Raw genomic sequence first — 20345 nt, forward strand, 5'->3', positions numbered from 1 at the left:
GCAGGCAATTTATTATAGAATTGTTAAAAAGATATTTTTAATCTTTTTTTAATAAAAAAAGCCGCTTTTTAAAGCGGCTTGGATGAATAACAAACTTTAATAGTTAAAAACAATATTTATTTTCTTCAATTAACTTATCTGCAATTTCATTTCGAAGGGCTACTACATTAGGCATATTTTGATACTTTGTAAATCTCTTTAAGCCCATAAGCATCATGCGTTGTTCATCACCTTCGGCGAATGAAACGATACCTTCTTTTGCTTTTTGACCAATAATATCAACAGCGTTATAAAGGTATAGCTTACTCATAGCAATTTGCTCAGTTTGTTTTTCTTCACCATAACGTTTCACATTTTTCTCGGTTCTTAAAATGGCAGACTCAGCCATGTAAATTTCAATAAGTATATCCGCGGCAGCTAGAAGCAATTGTTGGTGTTCTTCCAATTGCGGACCAAACTTTTGTACAGCACTACCCGCCACCATTAAAAACACCTTTTTAAGTTTGGCAATCATTTCTTTTTCCTCTGCAAATAGTTCGCTATAATCAGGTTTGTCGAAAGAAGGAATACCGGTAAGTTCATCGGCGACAGCCATAGCAGGTCCCAACAAATCAACGTGCCCTTTCATTGCCTTTTTTACCAGCATACCCACAGCAAGCATTCGGTTAATTTCATTGGTACCCTCATAAATTCGAGAAATACGGGCATCGCGCCAAGCAGATTCCATTGGGGTATCTGCAGAAAAGCCCATACCACCAAACACCTGAATACCTTCATCACTACAGTTTTGAATATCTTCTGAGCAGGCTACCTTTAAAATAGAGCATTCAATAGCATATTCTTCAACTCCTTTCAGTTCGGCTTCGGCGTGAGAATTTCCATCGGCTTGACGGATTGCGATGCGGTCTTCTATATTTTTTGCTGCACGATAAGAAGCCGATTCGCCTACGTAGGTAGAGGTGGCCATTTCGGCGAGCTTATATTTAATGGCTCCAAAATTGGCAATTGGGGTGTCGAATTGTACACGCTCATTGGCATATTTTACCGCTCCTTCGGTGACTCTTCTTTGAGCGTCTAAACATGCGGCAGCTAATTTTATTCGGCCTACATTCAAGGCATTCATAGCTATTTTGAATCCATTACCACGTTCTGAAAGCATGTTTTCTACCGGTACTTTGGTTTCGTTAAAAAATACTTGTCGGGTAGAAGAGGAGTGAATTCCTAACTTTTTTTCTTCTTCGCCAAAGCTAATGCCATTTTCTGGGTCGTTTTCTACAATAAACCCGGTAATGTTTTTGTCATCTTCGATACGGGCAAATACGATAAAAAGATTGGCGAATCCTGCATTTGATATCCACATTTTTTGGCCACTGATGAGGTAATGTTTTTCGTCTTCTGTTAAAACAGCCTTTGTTTTACCCGAATTAGCATCACTTCCTGCTCCAGGCTCAGTTAAGCAATATGCGCCAAACCACTCTCCTGTTGCAAGTTTAGGAACATATTTCTTTTTTTGCTCTTCGGTACCATACAAGGTTATGGGCATGGTGCCAATACCTGTATGGGCTCCAAAAGCAGTAGCAATAGACCCTGTTGCTCCAGATATATAATCGCAAACCAGCATGGTAGATACAAAGCCCATACCCAAACCGTCGTATTCTTCGGGCACGGCTACTCCTAGGAAACCTAACTCACCTAATTTTTTCATGATGTCTTCGGTTAGTTGGTAGTTTTTCTTTTCAAACTCCTCTTTTTTAGGCCAAATTTCTCTATCGACAAACTCTTTAACCGAGTCTCGCATCATTTTTTGTTCTTCGGTAAAATCTTCGGGGGTAAAGACCGCTTCACACGGAGTTTCTTTTACTAAAAATTGACCGCCGCGAAGTATTTCTTTATTTTTTTCTGTACTCATGATTTTTCTTTTTATAGGGTGTTGGTTTAATTTATAAATTCGTATACGCCAGCTGCTCCTTGTCCCGTTCCTACGCACATGGTCACCATACCATATTTGTTTTGCAGGTTTCTTTTACGCATTTCATCAAATAGTTGCACACTTAGCTTAGCTCCGGTACAGCCTAAGGGATGTCCTAGCGCAATTGCGCCACCATTCACGTTTAAAATTTCTGTATTTAAATTTAATTCGCGGCTAACCGCTAAAGACTGTGAGGCAAAAGCTTCGTTTAACTCAATAAGCTCCATGTCTTGAAGGCTTAATCCTGCTTGCTTTAAAGCTTTGGGGATAGCCTTTACAGGGCCTATTCCCATAATTCTTGGTTCTACACCAACGGCAGTGTAGCTTACTAATCGTGCTATTGGTTCTAGATTAAGCTCTTTGACCATTGCTTCGCTCATTACAATAGTAAATGCCGCTCCATCACTAGTTTGTGAGGAGTTTCCAGCAGTAACACTTCCGCCTTGAGCAAAAACAGGGCGCAATCTAGCCAAAGCTTCTTTGGAAGTATCTGCCCGCGGACCTTCATCTTTATTTACGGTATAGGTTCTTGTTTTCTTTTTGCCGTCTTCAACATAGGTTTCATCTATTTGTATAGGCACAATTTGCTCTTGAAACCTATCTTCTGCCTGTGCTTTTAATGCTTTTTGGTGTGAATTAAAGGCGAACTCATCTTGATCTTCACGCGAGACTTTATATTGATTAGCCACAGCTTCTGCCGTTAGGCCCATTCCCCAATAATAATCTTCATTTCCTTCTTTTGCCACTTGATAATCAGGTACAGGTTTATATCCTCCCATAGGAATATAGCTCATGCTTTCTACTCCTCCCGCAATTATACAATCTGCGTGGCCACTTTGAATCTTTGCGGTGGCCATTGCGATAGTTTCCAATCCTGATGCGCAATAGCGATTAACCGTTACGCCCGCCACATCTTCAATTTTTAGTCCCATTAAAGAAACTAATCTACCCATATTTAATCCTTGTTCGGCTTCGGGCATTGCGTTTCCTACGATAACATCATCTATTCTTTTTTTATCTAGGTTGGGTAATTCTTTCATCATATAATCGATGGTTTCGGCTGCCAATTCATCGGGTCTTTTAAATCTGAAAACACCTCGAGAAGATTTTCCTACTGCGGTTCTATACGCTTTTACTATGTATGCTGTTTTGTTCATTTCTTTCTATTTTTAATCGATTGATTTTTGATATGCTTTAAAAGTTCTCACTAATTGATTTTATAGGGAATTCTATAATTAGTTTCTTAGCGGTTTTCCTTTTTTAAGCATGTGTTGTAATCGCTCAAGCGTCTTTCTTTCTCCAGTAAGCGATAAGAATGCTTCACGCTCTAGGTCTAACAAATATTGCTCACTAACTTGTGAAGCAGCCGATAAATCACCACCAGCCATTACATAAGCTAATTTATTGGCAATTTTTTTATCGTGCTCACTTATGTAGTTTCCTGCATGCATTTGATCTGTACCAACATAAAAGGCTCCTAGCGCTTGTTTACCTAAAACTTTAATATCTTGGCGCTTTATAGGTTGCGTATAAGCATTTTCTGCCATTAATAAAGCTTGTTTTTTAGCAATAGCCAATTGTAGGTCTTTATTCACCACCACAATGTCTTTTCTGGGTTGTAATATGTTTAAATCGTATGCTTCATAAGCAGATGTAGAAACCTTTGCCATACCAATGGTTAAAAAGTGTTCCCGTAAACGATTTAATTCTACATCATCTTTTTGATAGGTATCTGCTGCTCTCAAAGTCATCTCCTTAGAACCGCCTCCACCAGGAATTACACCAACGCCAAACTCAACCAAACCAATATAGGTTTCTGCGTGGGCTACTACCTTGTCTGCGTGAAGCGAAAGTTCACAGCCTCCACCTAAGGTCATATTATGTGGAGCTGCAACGGTGGGGATAGAAGAATAACGCATACGCATCATGGTGTCTTGAAAATACTTGATAGCCATATTCAGTTCGTCATATTCTTGCTCTACCGCCATCATGAAAATCATTCCGATATTAGCACCTACAGAAAAATTTTGACCGTTATTGGCTACAACAAGTCCTTGGTATTCTTTCTCAGCCAAATCGATTGCTTTATTTAATCCGTCAAGAACATCGCCTCCAATAGCATTCATTTTACTTCTAAACTCTACATTTAAAATACCATCGCCTAAATCTTCGACTACTACTCCGCTATTTTTAAATACAGCTTTGGCATCTCTTATATTGTCTAAAATAATAAACGCATCTTGACCAGGTACCTGCTGCATTTTTTTATTAGGAATATCGTAGAAGTAGGTATTCCCGTCTTTTACCGTATAAAATGAATCGTATCCAGCTTCAAGCATTTCATTTACCCAATTTGCAGGTTGTATGCCTTGTTCAGCCATCATTTTTATTCCTTTTTCAACACCAATGGCGTCCCAGATTTGAAATGGCCCGTGTTCCCAACCAAACCCGGCTTGCATCGCATCATCAATTTTATAAAGCTCATCGGTAATTTCAGGAATACGATTGGATACATAAGCAAAAAGAGCTGCAAAATTTTTACGGTAAAATTCTCCAGCCTTGTCTTTTCCTTTTATCAAAACTTCAAAACGATTGGCTACGCGGTCGATAGTTTTGGTAAGCTCTAAAGTAGCAAAAGAGGCTCGTTTACGATCGCGGTATTCGAGTGTATTAAGGTCGAGTGATTTTATTTCGCTAGAGCCATCTTTCTTTTTTTCTTTTTTATAGAACCCTTGCCCAGTTTTACTTCCTAGCCAGTTGTTTTCCATCATTGTTTTTATAAAGTCAGGAAGTTTAAAGAGTTCGTGTTGTTCATCGTGAGGTACATTTTCATAAAGTCCGTTAGCTACGTGAACCAAAGTGTCTAGACCTACCACGTCTACTGTTCTAAAAGTAGCCGATTTTTGCCGACCTATAACCGGTCCAGTTAGTTTATCAACCTCCTCAATGGTCATACTCATCTCTTTCACCGTATGAAATAGGCTCATTATGCTAAAGATGCCAATACGATTACCGATAAATGCCGGTGTGTCTTTGGCAATAACCGATTTCTTACCAAGGAATTTTTTACCGTATTCGTTTAAAAAGGAAATTACCTCTGGCTTAGTATCGGGGCCAGGAATAATTTCGAAAAGACGTAAATATCGAGGTGGATTAAAGAAGTGCGTACCACAAAAATGTTTCTGGAAATCTTCACTTCTGCCTTCATTCATGAATTTTATAGGGATTCCAGAAGTATTTGAAGTAATTAAAGTACCGGGTTTTCTGTGCTTTTCTAGGTTATCGAAAACTTGTTTTTTTATGTCTAGTCGTTCAACAACAACCTCTATTATCCAATCTACTTGGTTTACAAGCTTTATATCGTCCTCTAAATTTCCCGTTTGTATACGTTTAGCGAAATCTTGATGATAAATTGGTGAAGGCTTAGATTTCAAAGCGTTTTTAAGCGCATCATTCACAATACGATTTCTAACACTTTTATCTTTTAGACTTAGGCCTTTGTTTTTTTCCTGTTCATTGGGTTCTTTAGGTACAATGTCGAGCAGTAAAACCTCGACTCCTATATTGGCAAAATGACAAGCAATTGCGCTTCCCATAATTCCAGAACCTATTACTGCTATTTTTTTAATTGTTCTTTTCATCATCATTTTGAAGGAATTTGTTTTTTATAAATTTTTTTATTGTTTATCAAGTCCATAATTGTTTGGGCAACCTTACTAAAAGTATCCAAATCTTCTTGATTTATTTCGCGGTGCACCGCTTCATCAAACTTGAGTACCACTTGTTTCGAAAATGCCCGCATTTCTTTACCAAAATCGGTTAGTTGAATTAAAACACTTCTTCCGTCTTCCGGATTTTTTTTGCGTACAATTAACCCTTTATCCTCCATACTTCTTAAAGTACGAGAAAGACTGGTTGCCTCCATTCCCATTTTAGGTCCCAGGGAGGTAGAAGGCGTCCCTTCTTCAGGGTCAATATTTAAAAGGGCGAATCCGGTAGCCATGGTACTTCCCTTTTTACTAGCTTCCTCATTGTACATCTTAGCCACTGCAATCCAAGTGGCTCTTAAGAGGTAATCGATTGTTTTTTCTTTCATAGGGTAATTGATTCTCTCAAAGATAATAAAAAAATATTATGCACGCATAGTATATGGATAAATTATTACGCTCTTGGTCTGAGAAATTTAGGAAATTAATTTCATTTAAAACAGAGGTAAAACTATTTTATTAGCTCGAGGATTGAAAAAGAATAAATAGAGATTTCCCTATGTTAAAGAGCGATTATAGGTTAGCGGGCCAGATGATGGGTGAATGATAATGGAAAGGAATGTAAAAATAAGTAATTTTTTAGCTTTTATTTTTCTACAAATTTAGGGGTAACAGCATTTTTAGTAAAATATAAACCCGTTTAATTAAACGGGTTTATAATGCTGTTTTTGCTGAATTTTTATTTTTTAATCGCTTAATATGGCTTTAAGTAGCAGGATTAAAATTGGTAAATTTGGTTGTATAAGTTTTGATACTTTTCTTTGATTTGTTTTCGTTTCATTTTCATGGTAGGAGTAAGGTGACCGTCTTCAACCGTCCATGTATCTGGTGTAAGGCGAAACGCTTTTACCTGTTCCCATTTTCCAAATTTCTTATTATAGAAATCAATTTCTTGTTGTATGCGTTCTTGTACCATTGTAGATTGCGCAATAGATGCTTGATCATTACCTAAATCAATAGATTTTCTTTTAGCCCAATCAGTTATAAATTCAAAATTTGGTTGTATTAAAGCCGCGGGCATTTTTTCGCCGTCACCAATTACCATGATTTGCTCTATGAATCGAGATTGTTTCATAGTGTTCTCAATGATTTGGGGAGCCACATATTTTCCACCCGAAGTTTTAAACATCTCTTTTTTACGATCTGTAATCTTTAAAAAGCCTTCTGCATCAATTTCTCCTATATCTCCCGTACAAAAATAATCACCTTGCATAACTTCTTTTGTCTTTTCGGTATCTTTATAATACCCAAGCATTACCTGCGGACCTTTGATAAGAATTTCTCCATCTTCGGCAATTTTTACTTCTGTTTCTGGAATTGGTTTTCCTACGGTACCAATTTTAAATCCGCGGTCACGGGTATCATTCACCGCAATCACCGGTGAAGTTTCTGTTAGACCATAGCCTTCCATCACTTTGATATTTGCAGCATTAAATACACGAGCTAGTCGTGGTTGAAGTGCTGCACTTCCAGAAGCAATAACTTTTAGTTGGCCACCTAGAGCTTCTTGCCATTTACTAAAAATCAACTTACGTGCAATGTTGAGTCTAAATTCATACCACCAGCCATTTTCTTCATATGGTTCAAAAGCTAAACCTAAATCTACGGCCCAATAAAATAATTTCTTTTTAATACCACTCAGTTCAGACCCCTTGGCAATGATTTTGTCATATACTTTTTCAAGTAAACGAGGTACTGCCGACATTACATGAGGTTGTACTTCTTTTAGGTTGTCACTGATTTTATCAATAGACTCGGCATAATATATACTTACCCCATTGTATTGATACATATATAAAAGCATACGCTCATAAATATGACATACGGGTAAAAAACTAATTGCTTTTTGAATTCCCTCATCCATAGGGAGCCTTGTTGAACTATTTAAAGCATTACTTACAATATTTTTATGCGAAAGCATAACTCCTTTAGGTTTTCCTGTTGTGCCCGAAGTATAAATAATTGTAGCTAAATCATTCTCATCTATCTTCTGCTTTATTTCTTCTACTTGCTGCTGATTGCTTTCATCTGAACCTAAATCTAAGACCTCTTGCCAATTCTGGGCGCCCGCAATTTTGTCAAAGGTATAAACAGCTTTTAAATGTGGTACTTTGTCTCGAATCTTTTCAATTTTATCAAGTACTTCTTTATCTGATGCAAAACAATATATGCTTTCACTATGATTAAGAACATACGCATATTCCTCTTCAGAGATGGTTGGATAAATGGGCACATCTTGCGCTCCTATTTGTAAAACACCAATATCTACAATATTCCATTCTGTACGATTATTGGTAGAGATAATAGCAATTTTATCGTTTGGCTTTACACCCATTTTGAGCAAGGCCCTACTGATTTGATTTGCCTTGTCTAAGTATTCTTTGGTAGAAGTTTCAATCCATTTTCCATTTTTCTTGGTGATTAACGCTGCTTTCAAGTTGTATTTTTCCAGTTGATAAGCAGGAAAATCAAAAAGTCTTTTTACCGATGTCATAGTCTATAAGATAAAATTGTCTATTGCAAAATAGTAAATTAACTCGGTAATTTTATTTTCTGTGTCTAAAAAAAATTATGTTTTTATAAAATTGGCCAGATTTTATGATAATAATCAGATGATAAAAACAATATTTAAAATGGACATTTCTTAAAATACCCTGGTTATTTTTTTAACCAGGGTATAATAATTTTCATTTATTTGTTAAGTTCTCGTGTTAACCAACCGCTTTTACTTGCAGTGACAATGGCATATGGGGTAATCCAAAATAATGTGAAGGCATAAAATAAACTATAAGGGTAAGCCCAAACCGACTCCTTAAAATTATGCTTTTTAGCAAAAAACAAAGCTTGTATGCTTGAAAAAATAAGTACACCCAATAGAGTTGAGGTTAAAAATACCAAAGGGTAACTAATTACTAAAAAAAGCATTAATAAAATCATTGGGTAAGCCATTATTATTTTTAGCCATTGATGGAGCAAAAGCAGACGAGGTCCTAGTTTTCCTGAATTTCTAAAATGAGTGAATGCAAATTTACTCATAGCGATGTTTTCACGTACGTTGCTACGTTCCCAGCGAATGAACATTTTATATAAATTTTTATAGCGTTCGGGAATATTGGTAAATACCCAAGCATCTTTCTGAAATTTAACCGTATAGCCTTGCTTTAAAATCATATTTGTCATGGCTCTATCTTCTCCTATGGTAGATGGTTTTCCCATAAAAGTCTGGTTGATCCAGCTTTCTAAACAATTCATAACTGCCTCTTTTCGGTAAGCAGACAGAGCTCCTGGCGTACATAATACACTACCTAATACACTTTGTGCAGAACGCACAAATTCAAAACTAAAAGCAAAACTCACGTGTAACATCTTAGGTATAAGTGCTTGATCTTTATTGAGTACTTTTACATTTCCTGCCACGGCACCGCAGGTGGGATTATCAATAAACGGACTCACCATTTGTCGTAAAGTATCTTCTTTTACTACCGAATCGCTATCTACTGTTATAAATATTTCGCCAGTTGCCAAATTAAATCCACGGTAAAGCGCTTGCCGCTTTCCTTGATTGGTTCCTTGTCTCAATAACTGAATGCGTTCGCCTAAAGATTGCTTGGCTTTGATCATCCAATCATAAGTATCGTCTTGGCTGCCATCATCTATGGCTATTATTTGAAGTTTTTCGGCGGGATAATCACTGTTTACCAAACTATGTAGCGTTTTATAAACTAAACTTCCTTCATTATAAGCAGGCACAATAACCGTACATTTTGGTAGTTCTTGATTTGAGCCAGAGGGTACCGACTCATATTTGAGGTATAATACCAATAAATATATTAAAAAACTGATGTTTACGCCTAATAAAAATAATCCAATTATCCAGATGCTTTTTCCAAATAGATTTTGAATTCGACTCAGGTGTATTGCTTCAAAGTAATCGTTAAAATAAATGTTTGAAAATAATGCAAGCAAAAGCAATAAAGAGGTAATGCCAATTACCATTGCCGCTTTAAATGATTTTTTTGATGAAGATTCTTTTGGTTTGGATTGATAAGCCGAATCTTGTTTTCTTTTCTCTTTCATTTTGTTTCTTTTTTGAAAAGAGAATATTCAATAGGCTTGCCGTAGTTGTTTTTAATTGTTTATCAGTAAGTTAGTTTTAATTGCAGTAATGTAAGTTGTGGTTTTTTTCTACAATTGTGTGGATTGTATACCAAAAACGCAGGGTTTTTACCCTGCGTTTTGTTACAAAAAATTATGAAATAAATTTATTTTTTTTCTAACCATTTACGCGCATTTACAAAAGCTTCTAACCACGGACTTACTTCATCTTGGCGGTCTTTAGGATAATGTGCCCAGTTCCAGCTAAAGGTTGAGCGTTCTAAGTGGGGCATCATTACCAAATGGCGCCCGGTATCATCGGTTAACATAGCAGTATTAAAATCAGATCCGTTAGGATTTGCAGGATAAGCATCATAAGCATATTTACCTACTATATTATAACGTTCTTCTGCATACGGGAAATTAAATTTACCTTCACCGTGAGCAGCCCAAATTCCTAAAGTGCTTCCGCTTAGACTCGACAGCATAACCGATTGGTTTTCTTGAATAGTTACCGAAGTAAAATTGCATTCAAATTTATGCGAGTCGTTATGCAGCATTTTTGGCTTTTGCTCGTGATCTGGGTTTATTAGTCCTAATTCTATAAATAACTGGCAACCGTTACATACTCCTAAAGATAAAGTATCTTCTCTGTCAAAGAACTTTTTCAAAGCAGTATTAGCTTTTTCGTTGTATAAAAAGGCACCGGCCCATCCTTTTGCACTACCCAGTACATCCGAATTAGAGAACCCTCCTACTGCGGCTATAAATTGAATATCCTCTAAATTTTCTCTACCTGAAATCAAATCGGTCATATGCACATCTTTAACATCAAAACCAGCCAAATGCATAGCTTGCGCCATTTCGCGCTCAGAATTAGAGCCTTTTTCGCGTATAATGGCGGCTTTAATACGAGGTTTGTCGTTAACTATGTGGGGTTTTTTACCGGTAAAATGCTCGGGAAACCTAAAATTTAAAGCTTGATTTTTATAATTTTCAAAGCGTTCTTGAGCTTTTTGTTTACCACTTTGTTCTTGATCTAATAAATAACTGGTTTTATACCAGATATCTCTATAAGTACCTATATCAAAATTTAACTGTGTGTTGAAGTGTTTGATTGCGAGCTCGGCTGATGAGTTAGCTTCTCCTATTTTAAAGAACTCAACATTATGCTTTTCTAGAATCGCTTCCGCGGAAGCATTTTTAGTCTGAAAAACAACACCCGAATTTTCATTGAAAAGGGTTTTGATTAAATCACTTTCTTTTAAATTGCTAAGGTCGATTTGTGCTCCTAAATCTTGATCTGCAAAACACATTTCGAGTAATGTGGTGAGTAGTCCACCTGAGGCTACATCGTGTCCTGCAACGATTAAATTTTGTTTGATTAAATCTTGCAGTGCATTAAACATGCTTTTAAACTGGCTACTATCTTGAATACTTGGAGCATTTTGTCCCACTTTATTTAATATTTGAGCAAACGAAGACCCGCCCAATTTAAAGGAGTCTTGACTCATATTCATGTAGTAAATACTACCAGCGTTTTTTTGTAGTACGGGTTCAACTATTTGTTGAATGGCGTTGCAATGTGCGGCAGCCGAAACAATAACTGTACCTGGAGATAGAACCGATTTATCTTTATAATTTTGCTTCATCGATAAAGAGTCTTTACCCGTAGGTACATTTATACCTAAATCGATTGCAAATTCAGAAAGGGCCTCAACAGCTTCATACAGTCGAGCATCTTCACCGGGGTTATTACAGGGCCACATCCAGTTGGCTGATAGCGAAACCGATTTTAAATCTTTTTCTAAAGGTGCCCATACCATATTGGTTAAAGCTTCGGCAACTGAGTTTTTAGCTCCGGCTACGGGGTCGATTAAACCTGAGATAGGAGAGTGCCCAATGCTTGTGGCTACACCGTGTTTACCCTTATAATCAAGTGCCATAACTCCAAGGTTATTTAGGGGTAATTGCAATGCGCCTACCGTTTGTTGTTTGGCTACCTTCCCGGTAACACAACGGTCAGCTTTATTGGTTAACCAATCTTTACAAGCCACAGCTTCTAACTGCAATACCTGCTTGGTATACTCATAAACCTTATCGGCTTGATAATCTACATCTTGATAATTAGCTTTTACGCTATTATCTTGCATAATGGTCTTTGGAGAGCTTCCAAACATATCGTCTAATGCGAGATCCATGGGTTTTTGTTTTGATTTGCTCCCCTCAAAGGTAAATTGGTGGTCATTGGTAACCTCACCAACCGTATACATAGGAGAACGCTCTCGCAAAGCTACTTCTTCTAAGATTTTAATATGTTCTTGACCAATTACTAATCCCATTCTTTCTTGTGACTCGTTACCAATTATTTCTTTGGCCGAAAGGGTAGGGTCTCCAACAGGAAGTTTGTCTAAATCTATTTTACCTCCTGTTTCCTCTACTAATTCACTTAGGCAATTTAAATGTCCGCCAGCTCCGTGATCGTGAATAGAAACAATAGGATTAAAATCGGCTTCAACCATTCCACGAATGGCGTTAGCAGCTCTTTTTTGCATTTCTGGATTAGAGCGTTGTATGGCATTTAACTCGATACCACTGCTAAAATCTCCGGTATTGGCCGATGAAACAGCAGCCCCTCCCATACCAATGCGGTAGTTCTCACCCCCAAGAATAACAATTTTGTCTTCATTTTTTGGGGTGTCTTTTAAAGCCTGTTCTTTCTTACCATAACCAATACCTCCGGCTAACATTATAACCTTATCATAACCCAGGGTTTGCTCGTTTTCTTCGTGCTCAAAAGTAAGAAGCGAGCCAGCGATAAGCGGCTGACCAAATTTATTTCCAAAATCTGATGCGCCATTAGAGGCTTTGATAAGAATATCTTTTGGGGTTTGGTATAACCAATCTCTCTGGGGGATTTCATTTTCCCAACTTTTTTGATCATTCAATCGACTGTAGCTAGTCATATAAACAGCGGTTCCTGCCAGCGGTAAAGAGCCTTTACCTCCGGCTAGTCTGTCTCTAATTTCTCCACCACTTCCAGTTGCCGCTCCATTAAATGGTTCTACTGTGGTAGGAAAGTTGTGGGTTTCTGCTTTTAAAGAAATTACAGAATCAAATTTTTTTTGGGTGTAAAAATCGGGTTGGTGAGCGGTTTTAGGTGCAAACTGTTCTACACGTGGCCCAGAAATAAAAGCAACATTGTCTTTGTAGGCAGAAACAATATCATTTGGATTTTTCTCAGATGTTTTTCTAATTAATTTAAACAGCGACTCCGCTTTTTCTTTACCATCAATAATAAATGTGCCGTTAAAAATTTTATGCCTGCAGTGTTCTGAATTGACTTGCGAAAAGCCAAATACCTCAGAATCGGTTAAAGGTCTTTCTAATTTTTCGGAAAGTTTTTCTAAATAAGTTACTTCTTCTGCATTTAGCGCTAAACCCTCTTCTTCGTTAAACTTTTGAATATCTTTAATCTCAATGATGCCTTGTGGCTTTACATCAATGTCAAAAATAGACTGATTTAAAGTTTCATATTTTTGAGAAAGCATGGGATCTACCTGGCTTGCCAATTCTTCGGCTATAAATTCTTCGATACGGAGTATTCCCGTAATCCCCATATTTTGAGTTATTTCAACGGCATTGGTGCTCCAAGGGGTAATCATTGCCGCACGAGGGCCTATAAAGCTTGCTTCAATTTGCTTATTTTCAAGCATAGGTTGTTCGCCAAATAGCCAGCTTAATTTTTCTAAATCTTGGGGAGGCAAGTTTTGTTTGGTGTGTACCGCATAAATTTTGTCTGATGCTTGCCCAAAAAAAGTTATCATAGTAAAAAGTTAAATAATGTGTTGTGTAATGTCTTGCAAATTTACTTTTTTAAAAATATTTGTAGTTAAAAATTTAAATATTAAATGAGGTTTTTTTAATTTTAAAAGTATGATCAATTTAAGTTGAATGCAGATGGGATGGAAATCGGTAAATTTAGAGATTGAATTAAGGAAGAACAGAGAAAAAAATCCTCCTTTTAATCAACATCTAGAAGCCATTAAGAAACATTTGGAATTAGAAATTTCAAAAGATGAACAAATTAGAAAGCGCCTCCTTACAAATCACTCACAAGAAAAAATAAATCGCTTAAATTTTGATGAGTTGGATTTAGACAGAATTTTTCATCAAGAACATATAAAATCTATATGTACCACTTATAGGTTGCGTTTTTTGCCTAGTTTTTATTTTAAAAAAAGGCTTCCTCAAGAAGTTTTAATTAGGATTAAAGCTTTAGAGCAGCAGCATCAAATTGAACTGAACGGTTTTAAAATTATGGCTCCTGCTTCCTGGTTTAAATTGAGAAATGCCGACGACCCTCTACTTTTTGTTCCGTTAGGAAACGGATACTATTATTTGGTGCATAAATGGGGAAATGATTTGAATGCATTTCGAAAGCTGTTGATGTGGCCGTTGAAGAGCTTAGAAAATTTTTTACTTTTATTGGCTGCTGTTAGTCTGCTTATGGGTAATCTAATTTCATTGGTCATATTTGATACAGGAATAGATTTTTTCAAAACCGGAATTTTAAGCTTATTTATTTTTAAATGGATAGTTGGTCTTGCTTTGTTTTACGGATTTAAAATGGGTAAGAATTTTAACACGGCCGTTTGGGACAGTACGTATTTCAATGCATAAAATAAAAAAGCCATTAGTTGCATTCTAACTAATGGCTTTTTAATGCAATTAAATTAAGGATTAATTTAAAATTAGCTTCTTAATTACACGTTGCTGCTGACTTTTAATTTCAAACAAATAGATACCAGCTTCTAGTTGAGGAAGCTTAATGTTTCTGGTATTTGCGTTTTGTTTATTTAGAATTAACCTTCCATTTAAATCGTAAAGAGCATAATCATAGCTTTGAGCATTGCTAAGCTCAACAAACAGCACTCCATTATAATTGGGGTTGGGATAAATTTGGGCTTGTAAACTTGTAGCAGACAAACCAGCGGTTGCCTTAGCGGTAATAGTAAAACTATCTACCGTCCAACGCGTAGCATCTTCACCATTGGTAGTGTCATATTTAAAAGCTAAGTAAGCGTTACCTGCGATTCCTTGTATATCGATATTACTAAAAGTATTCTCTTCAATCGTACTACCGCTTCCACTAAACATAGGAATATTTACGTTAGGTACTGGCGTCCAGGTGGCATTACTCGGTGTACTTCCTGGTGTGTAATCTGTACTATATACTAAATTTAAAGGCGTATTTCCAAAAGTTGCTGCAGTAAAAAAGCTAAGTTGAGCCTGACTTAAATTACTAAAGTCTATAGGACTATTTGTGATCAACCAATCAAGACTTGGGTATTGCTGACCATTTGCATAGGCATTCATTTGGTAAGCTCCTGAATTATTTTCGCCGTATTGAGAAAGGCACTCCCAATCTTGAGCGCTCTGTTCTGAAACGCTTATAAAATTAAGATTGTTGCAGTCTTCAAAGTCTTCGCTAAAGATGATTACGGGTGCATCTAGTGTGGTAACGTTTACAGTATTACTTGCGGCAGAAACGTTGCCGTATGCATCTAATGCTTTAACTATAAAACTATAAGTGCTTTGCGGATTCAAATTGGTAACGGTAGCTTGTGTGTTAGCTGTAGTTTGAACAATTTGATTGTTTTCTTCAATTTGGTAACTGGTTACCCCAACATTATCTGTAGCAGCGGTCCAGTTTAGTATTACACTATTTGAAGTAATATTGCTTGCCGCTAAATTTGTTGGTGCGGTAGGGGCTTGATTGTCTGGATTCGGATTCCAGATTTGATTTACCCAGGCGGGGTTATCGATATACGGATTTCGGTTTCCCTGAAAGTTGAAAGCGGCATTGTTGCGATCTATTTCTTTTTGAGAAACAGGATCGTTATTGTGCCATTCTAAAAGCATAGCCAATACCCAATCTTCAAAAACTTGAGTTGAGGTTCCATTTAAAGCTACATCACTTTGGGAGGTGTTGTTTTCCCATCCTGCAATTTGACTCTCATAACGGGTAGCCATATAAAACCAAACTCTTGCAACATCACCCTTAAACTCGTCAATAGGTTCAAAAACAGTGCCGTTGTATGCATTGGGATGGTTGTAGGTATTATTTCCTTTTTTTGATCCGTTTTGCGACGTCCAACTCGCGTTATTTACTTCCCCGAAAGAGAAATTTCCTCGTTGCCCGTTTACGTAACCATCAGTAGGGTAGATATGGTGAATGTCTGTATACATTGGCGATTGGTCATTAAACCAACTCTTCGGGAATAAATGCTCTCTGTTATAACAAGAACTTTCACCGCTGTAATTCCCGCATTGGTCTGACCCAAATACGAAATTATAGGGGTCTGTGCTGCTTGGGTTTTCTGAGTAGATATCTAAAACACTGCCATCGTTTTCATAGTAAGTGTCTACATCCGAAGTTTGGTAAGCCGTCCAAAGTGCACCATAACTTAGCGTATTGTGACCGCTACTAATAATTTGACTTAATTCGGTTTTTAGTGCAAAGCCTGTTTTGCCTTGGGTACTGCTGTAATATCCTGCAGGCGCTTGTGCGTTTACCAAAAATCCGATTGCTAAAAAGCTAAGAAGTAAAAGTTTTTTCATTTCTATTTTTTAATTAAACGTGCCATATAAAATCCGTCATAACCGGATTCGTAACTTAAAATTATTTTTTGGTCCTCTAGAGTAAAGTCTTTTCCTGCCTCAGAATTCAAGAAAAATTCGACTTGTTGCTGATTTTCGGAAGGGAGTATAGAGCAGGTTGCATAGACCAATTTTCCTCCTGACTTCACTATTTTTGAATAATTATTTAATATTTCGCGTTGAACGGATTTAATTTCATCTAGGAACTCTGGTTGTAATTTCCATTTTGTGTCAGGATTCCGGCTTAGTACACCTAAGCCACTACAAGGAGCATCAATCAAAACACGATCGGCTTTTTGGTGCAGTTTTTTGATAACCTTATTGTTTTCAATAGTTCTGGTCTCAATGTTGTGAGCACCGGCTCGTTTAGCTCTTCGTTTTAATTCTTTTAATTTATTACCGTAAATATCTAGCGCAATAATCTGGCCTTTATTTTCCATTAGTGCTGCTAAATGTAGAGATTTTCCGCCAGCTCCCGCACAAGTGTCAACTACGCGCATACCAGGTTCAACTTGCAAAAATGGAGCCACCAATTGCGAAGAAGCATCTTGCACCTCAAAGAAACCATTTTTAAAAGCTTGGGTTTTGAAGACATTGGTTCTTTCTTCAAGCACCAAGGCATCGGGGTAATTTTGAATGCTTCGAGCTTCAATTTCTTCTTGAAATAGAAGGTCGCGAAGGTTTTTTGAATCTATCTTAAGCTTGTTGGTACGTAAAACTACTGGAGCAGTTTTATTGAGCGAGGCAATTTCTTTAGACCATTTTTCTTCGCCCATTTCTTGAACCGCAACTTGATCTAACCAGTCTGGTATAGACTCTCTATAAACACGAATTTGAGAGAGCTCGTCGAACTTACCTTTGATTCGTCTTGTAGGGGTGTCTTCTAGTTGCTTCCAGTCAGGTAAAGCGATTCCTTTTAAGGTTGCCCATACCGCGAATAACCTAAATAAATTAGGCCTGCTGTAAGGTTCTTTAACTTCTGCAATTGCGGCATAAAGTCTTTTCCAGCGTACAATGTCGTAAACGGTTTCGGCTATAAAACTGCGGTCTCTTGATCCCCAACGCTTATCTCTTTTTAATGTGTTAGCCAGTTCTTTATCTGCATATTTGCCTTCATTAAATACCAAATTCAGGGTGTCTACTACGGCAAAAACAAGATTTCTGTGTAATCTCATAGATTGAAATTTAGCTTGCAAAGTTACATAATTTTATAAGGGAATAATCTTATATTTGAATATAAATACCAAGTTATGAAGTATATCTCCCTCTGTTTAATGGCATTATTATGTTTTTCATGCGTGAAAGTTTCTCAAAATCAACAGAGACCACATGTTTATACGAAGGTGAAAATTGAATCGGTTTTAGATCGCGATATTAGTATTCGCGCATTGAATGTGAATGATCAACATATTTTTTATGGTTGTGATAAGGGAGAATTTGGATATTTAAACACGGCAGACCATTCGATTGCATATATTGGAGGAGTAGAATTTAATGGTAACCCGCCAGAATTTAGAGCCATTGCCCATACCGGTCAAGCCGATTTTATTTTAAGTGCTGGTAACCCAGCTCTATTATATAAAGTAAATTTTTTTGGTAAGCGTAGGTTAGTACACCAAGATAGTACAGCAGGAATTTTTTATAATGCATTAGCTTTTTGGAATGATCAAGAGGGGCTTGCCCTTGGAGATCCTGTTGATAATTGCTTACGGCTTTTAATTACCCGAGACGGGGGTGACTTTTGGAATCCTGTTCAATGCAGTGAATTGCCTTTTTATATACCGGGCGAAGCTGGTTTTGCAGCAAGCAACACCAATATTCATATTAAAGGAAATAAAGCTTGGGTAGTTACCGGAGGGGCTGCGGCGAGGGTTTATTTTACCAACGATAAGGGAGCAACGTGGAAGGCTTATGACACACCTATAGTCTCGGGAAAAGCCACCCAGGGAATTTATAGCGTAGATTTTTACAATGAAGATTTAGGCGTAATCGTTGGTGGGGATTATACGCAACCAAATCAAATGCATAATAACAAAGCAATTACTTTTGATGGAGGTAAAAGTTGGCAGGTTATAAGTAATCAGGCTTTACCGGGATATAAAAGTTGCATTAAGTTTATTCCAAACTCTGGCGGACAAGAAATGGTGGCGGTAGGTTTTACAGGAATTGCTTATTCTAGTGATTTCGGTAAAACGTGGAAACAACTAAGCGATGAAGGCTTTTACACGCTATCATTTTTGAATGAGTATACCGCATACGCCGCCGGAAAAGGTGGAATAAAGAAAATTGTTTTTCTAGAAGAATCGATGGATTAATGAATTATTTGTTTTTTAACTTTTTCAATAAATCACGGTGAAAATCTCGCTCGGCTTTTTTTAAATGTAAAATCTTTTTGGATGGTATTACGCCTTTCAATTCATTGACAAAATCTTCCTTTAATTGTGCACTTTGCATTTTTAAATCAATATATTCGTCTAATAAAGCGCTAGCGGTGGCTTCGTCTATCTCATCGATTAAATCAAGTCCATTTTTAACGGCGCACCATTTTTCGTCATAAAGTTTATCGTTTTTGGCTTCATATTTACGATAAATCGGCCAAAACTTTTCAGCTTCTTGACTGTTTAAATTTAATTCTTCTGTGATAAAGGCTACTTTAAGCGATTCTATTTTTTTCTCTTCAGAATTATCTTGACTCCAGACCAAGGAGGCAGAAAACATAACGAAAACAATACAGAAAATGAGTTTTTTCATGGTTCTAAATAGCTTAAAAATTCTTGGTTTTCATCAACGTAGTTGAGAATTGTTTGTTCAGAAATACTGATATTTTCTATTGACCGATTTACATCGGGATATATAGTTTCTAAATCTTCATTAAAATCAGATTCAAATAAAGATTTTTCTAAATAGGATTCAAGGGCTAACGGATCTATTTGCGACCTATAATCTCCTCTTGAAAACCAATTTGAATTGACTAGAAAGACTATAGCTAATGCAGCTGCCACAGCAACATAAGGTAAAGTCTTTCGCACACTAAGAAGAATTACCGATTTCTTATGAGTATCTGGTAAATCTATAGTGAGGTTTTCAAAATACAAGGCTGGTGTTTTGTATCCTGGCGTTTTATATGCTTCACCTGAGTTTAGGGATGCATGCAATTCTTGCTCCTCTGTAAAAGATTTATCAGGAAAAGCAACATGAAAATCTTCAAAGTAATTTTTAGGAACTTTGAAACCAGCAGCCTTATGTTTATTTTTTGAGGTATCCATTTAGTTTTTAGACTTTAATGTGTATTAAAGGTTTGATTGCGCGCTAAAAATTCTTTTATTTTTTGAACGGCATGGTGATAATTTGACTTTAGAGCCCCTTCACTTACCTCTAATATTTCTGCGATTTCTTTGTATTTTAAACCTTCGAAGTAATGCATAATAAATACTTGTTGTTGCTTTTCAGGTAAATTGTTAACCGCTTTTTGCAATTCCAATTGAATTTCATCACCATCGAAGTAAATATCAGCTTTTAAGTTCTCTATAAGCTCTTCTTGTAGTTCTTGACTGGAGATATTTAGGCGTTTTGCTTTTTTGTTTAAAAAAGTAATGGCCTCATTAGTGGCAATACGATACATCCAACTATAAAGTTTGCTATCACCTTTAAAATTATGAATGTATCGATATACTTTTACAAAAGTATTCTGCAAGACATCGTGCGCATCATCATGATTCTTAACCATATGCCGGACGTGCCAGTAAAGCGGTTCTTTATAAAGGTCTACCAACTGTTTAAAAGCTTGCTCAGCCTCTGCACGAGAAGCTTTGAGTGCTTTAACAATATGGCTTTCCTCTGGTGTTAGCATG

The 20345-nt window shown here is 36.8% G+C and carries 14 protein-coding genes; 2 read left to right on the forward strand and 12 right to left on the reverse strand.

The window, feature by feature from the left end; genetic code table 11:
* Positions 1-103 precede the first annotated feature (103 nt).
* From ACH2AZ_RS05835 to purL, 7 genes are all read right to left on the reverse strand, one after another.
* Positions 104-1909: an acyl-CoA dehydrogenase family protein gene (locus tag ACH2AZ_RS05835; protein WP_394907068.1), complete on the reverse strand. Its 1806-nt coding sequence runs from the start codon at positions 1907-1909 to the stop codon at positions 104-106.
* A gap of 26 nt (positions 1910-1935) precedes the next feature.
* Positions 1936-3126, reverse strand: a complete 1191-nt coding sequence (locus ACH2AZ_RS05840; RefSeq protein WP_394907069.1) for an acetyl-CoA C-acyltransferase — start codon at positions 3124-3126, stop codon at positions 1936-1938.
* Positions 3127-3204: 78 nt separating this feature from the next.
* Positions 3205-5610: a 3-hydroxyacyl-CoA dehydrogenase NAD-binding domain-containing protein gene (locus ACH2AZ_RS05845; protein WP_394907266.1), complete on the reverse strand. Its 2406-nt coding sequence runs from the start codon at positions 5608-5610 to the stop codon at positions 3205-3207.
* Positions 5611-5612: 2 nt separating this feature from the next.
* On the reverse strand, positions 5613-6065 hold the full coding sequence (locus tag ACH2AZ_RS05850; protein ID WP_394907070.1) for a MarR family winged helix-turn-helix transcriptional regulator: 453 nt from the start codon (positions 6063-6065) through the stop codon (positions 5613-5615).
* A 389-nt stretch (positions 6066-6454) separates the two neighbouring features.
* Complete coding sequence (locus ACH2AZ_RS05855) at positions 6455-8230, reverse strand: AMP-dependent synthetase/ligase (RefSeq protein WP_394907071.1); 1776 nt, start codon at positions 8228-8230, stop codon at positions 6455-6457.
* A 197-nt stretch (positions 8231-8427) separates the two neighbouring features.
* Positions 8428-9813 (reverse strand): glycosyltransferase, encoded by a 1386-nt coding sequence (locus tag ACH2AZ_RS05860; protein ID WP_394907072.1) that lies wholly within the window; start codon positions 9811-9813, stop codon positions 8428-8430.
* Between the two features lie 185 nt (positions 9814-9998).
* Positions 9999-13658, reverse strand: coding sequence for a phosphoribosylformylglycinamidine synthase (gene purL, locus ACH2AZ_RS05865; RefSeq protein WP_394907073.1), 3660 nt, complete (start codon positions 13656-13658; stop codon positions 9999-10001).
* 133 nt (positions 13659-13791) lie between these two features.
* On the opposite strand from purL, the gene ACH2AZ_RS05870 reads away from it, so the two are divergent.
* Positions 13792-14514, forward strand: coding sequence for a hypothetical protein (locus tag ACH2AZ_RS05870; protein ID WP_394907074.1), 723 nt, complete (start codon positions 13792-13794; stop codon positions 14512-14514).
* A 60-nt stretch (positions 14515-14574) separates the two neighbouring features.
* Here the strand turns inward: ACH2AZ_RS05870 and ACH2AZ_RS05875 are convergent, their stop codons facing one another.
* Positions 14575-16455 carry an endonuclease gene (locus tag ACH2AZ_RS05875; protein ID WP_394907075.1) on the reverse strand — a complete coding sequence of 627 codons (1881 nt, stop codon included), beginning with the start codon at positions 16453-16455 and terminating at the stop codon, positions 14575-14577.
* 2 nt (positions 16456-16457) lie between these two features.
* Positions 16458-17669, reverse strand: a complete 1212-nt coding sequence (locus tag ACH2AZ_RS05880) for an RsmB/NOP family class I SAM-dependent RNA methyltransferase (RefSeq protein WP_379046083.1) — start codon at positions 17667-17669, stop codon at positions 16458-16460.
* A 75-nt stretch (positions 17670-17744) separates the two neighbouring features.
* Here ACH2AZ_RS05880 and ACH2AZ_RS05885 point away from each other — a divergent pair, with 75 nt between their 5' ends.
* Positions 17745-18809, forward strand: coding sequence for a WD40/YVTN/BNR-like repeat-containing protein (locus ACH2AZ_RS05885; RefSeq protein WP_394907076.1), 1065 nt, complete (start codon positions 17745-17747; stop codon positions 18807-18809).
* 4 nt (positions 18810-18813) lie between these two features.
* Here the strand turns inward: ACH2AZ_RS05885 and ACH2AZ_RS05890 are convergent, their stop codons facing one another.
* The 3 genes from ACH2AZ_RS05890 to ACH2AZ_RS05900 are packed head-to-tail and all read right to left on the reverse strand — an operon-like array spanning position 18814 to position 20344.
* Positions 18814-19245 (reverse strand): hypothetical protein, encoded by a 432-nt coding sequence (locus ACH2AZ_RS05890; protein ID WP_379046077.1) that lies wholly within the window; start codon positions 19243-19245, stop codon positions 18814-18816.
* The gene (locus tag ACH2AZ_RS05895) at positions 19242-19760 is read right to left on the reverse strand and encodes a hypothetical protein (RefSeq protein WP_379046074.1); all 519 of its coding nucleotides are present in this window, start codon (positions 19758-19760) and stop codon (positions 19242-19244) included. Before ACH2AZ_RS05895 ends, ACH2AZ_RS05890 begins: the two co-directional genes overlap by 4 nt.
* 14 nt (positions 19761-19774) lie before the next feature.
* Complete coding sequence (locus ACH2AZ_RS05900) at positions 19775-20344, reverse strand: RNA polymerase sigma factor (protein WP_379046071.1); 570 nt, start codon at positions 20342-20344, stop codon at positions 19775-19777.
* Position 20345 lies beyond the last annotated feature (1 nt).

This window comes from uncultured Mesonia sp. (genome assembly GCA_947499595.1).
Classification (GTDB): Bacteria; Bacteroidota; Bacteroidia; order Flavobacteriales; family Flavobacteriaceae; genus Mesonia; species Mesonia sediminis.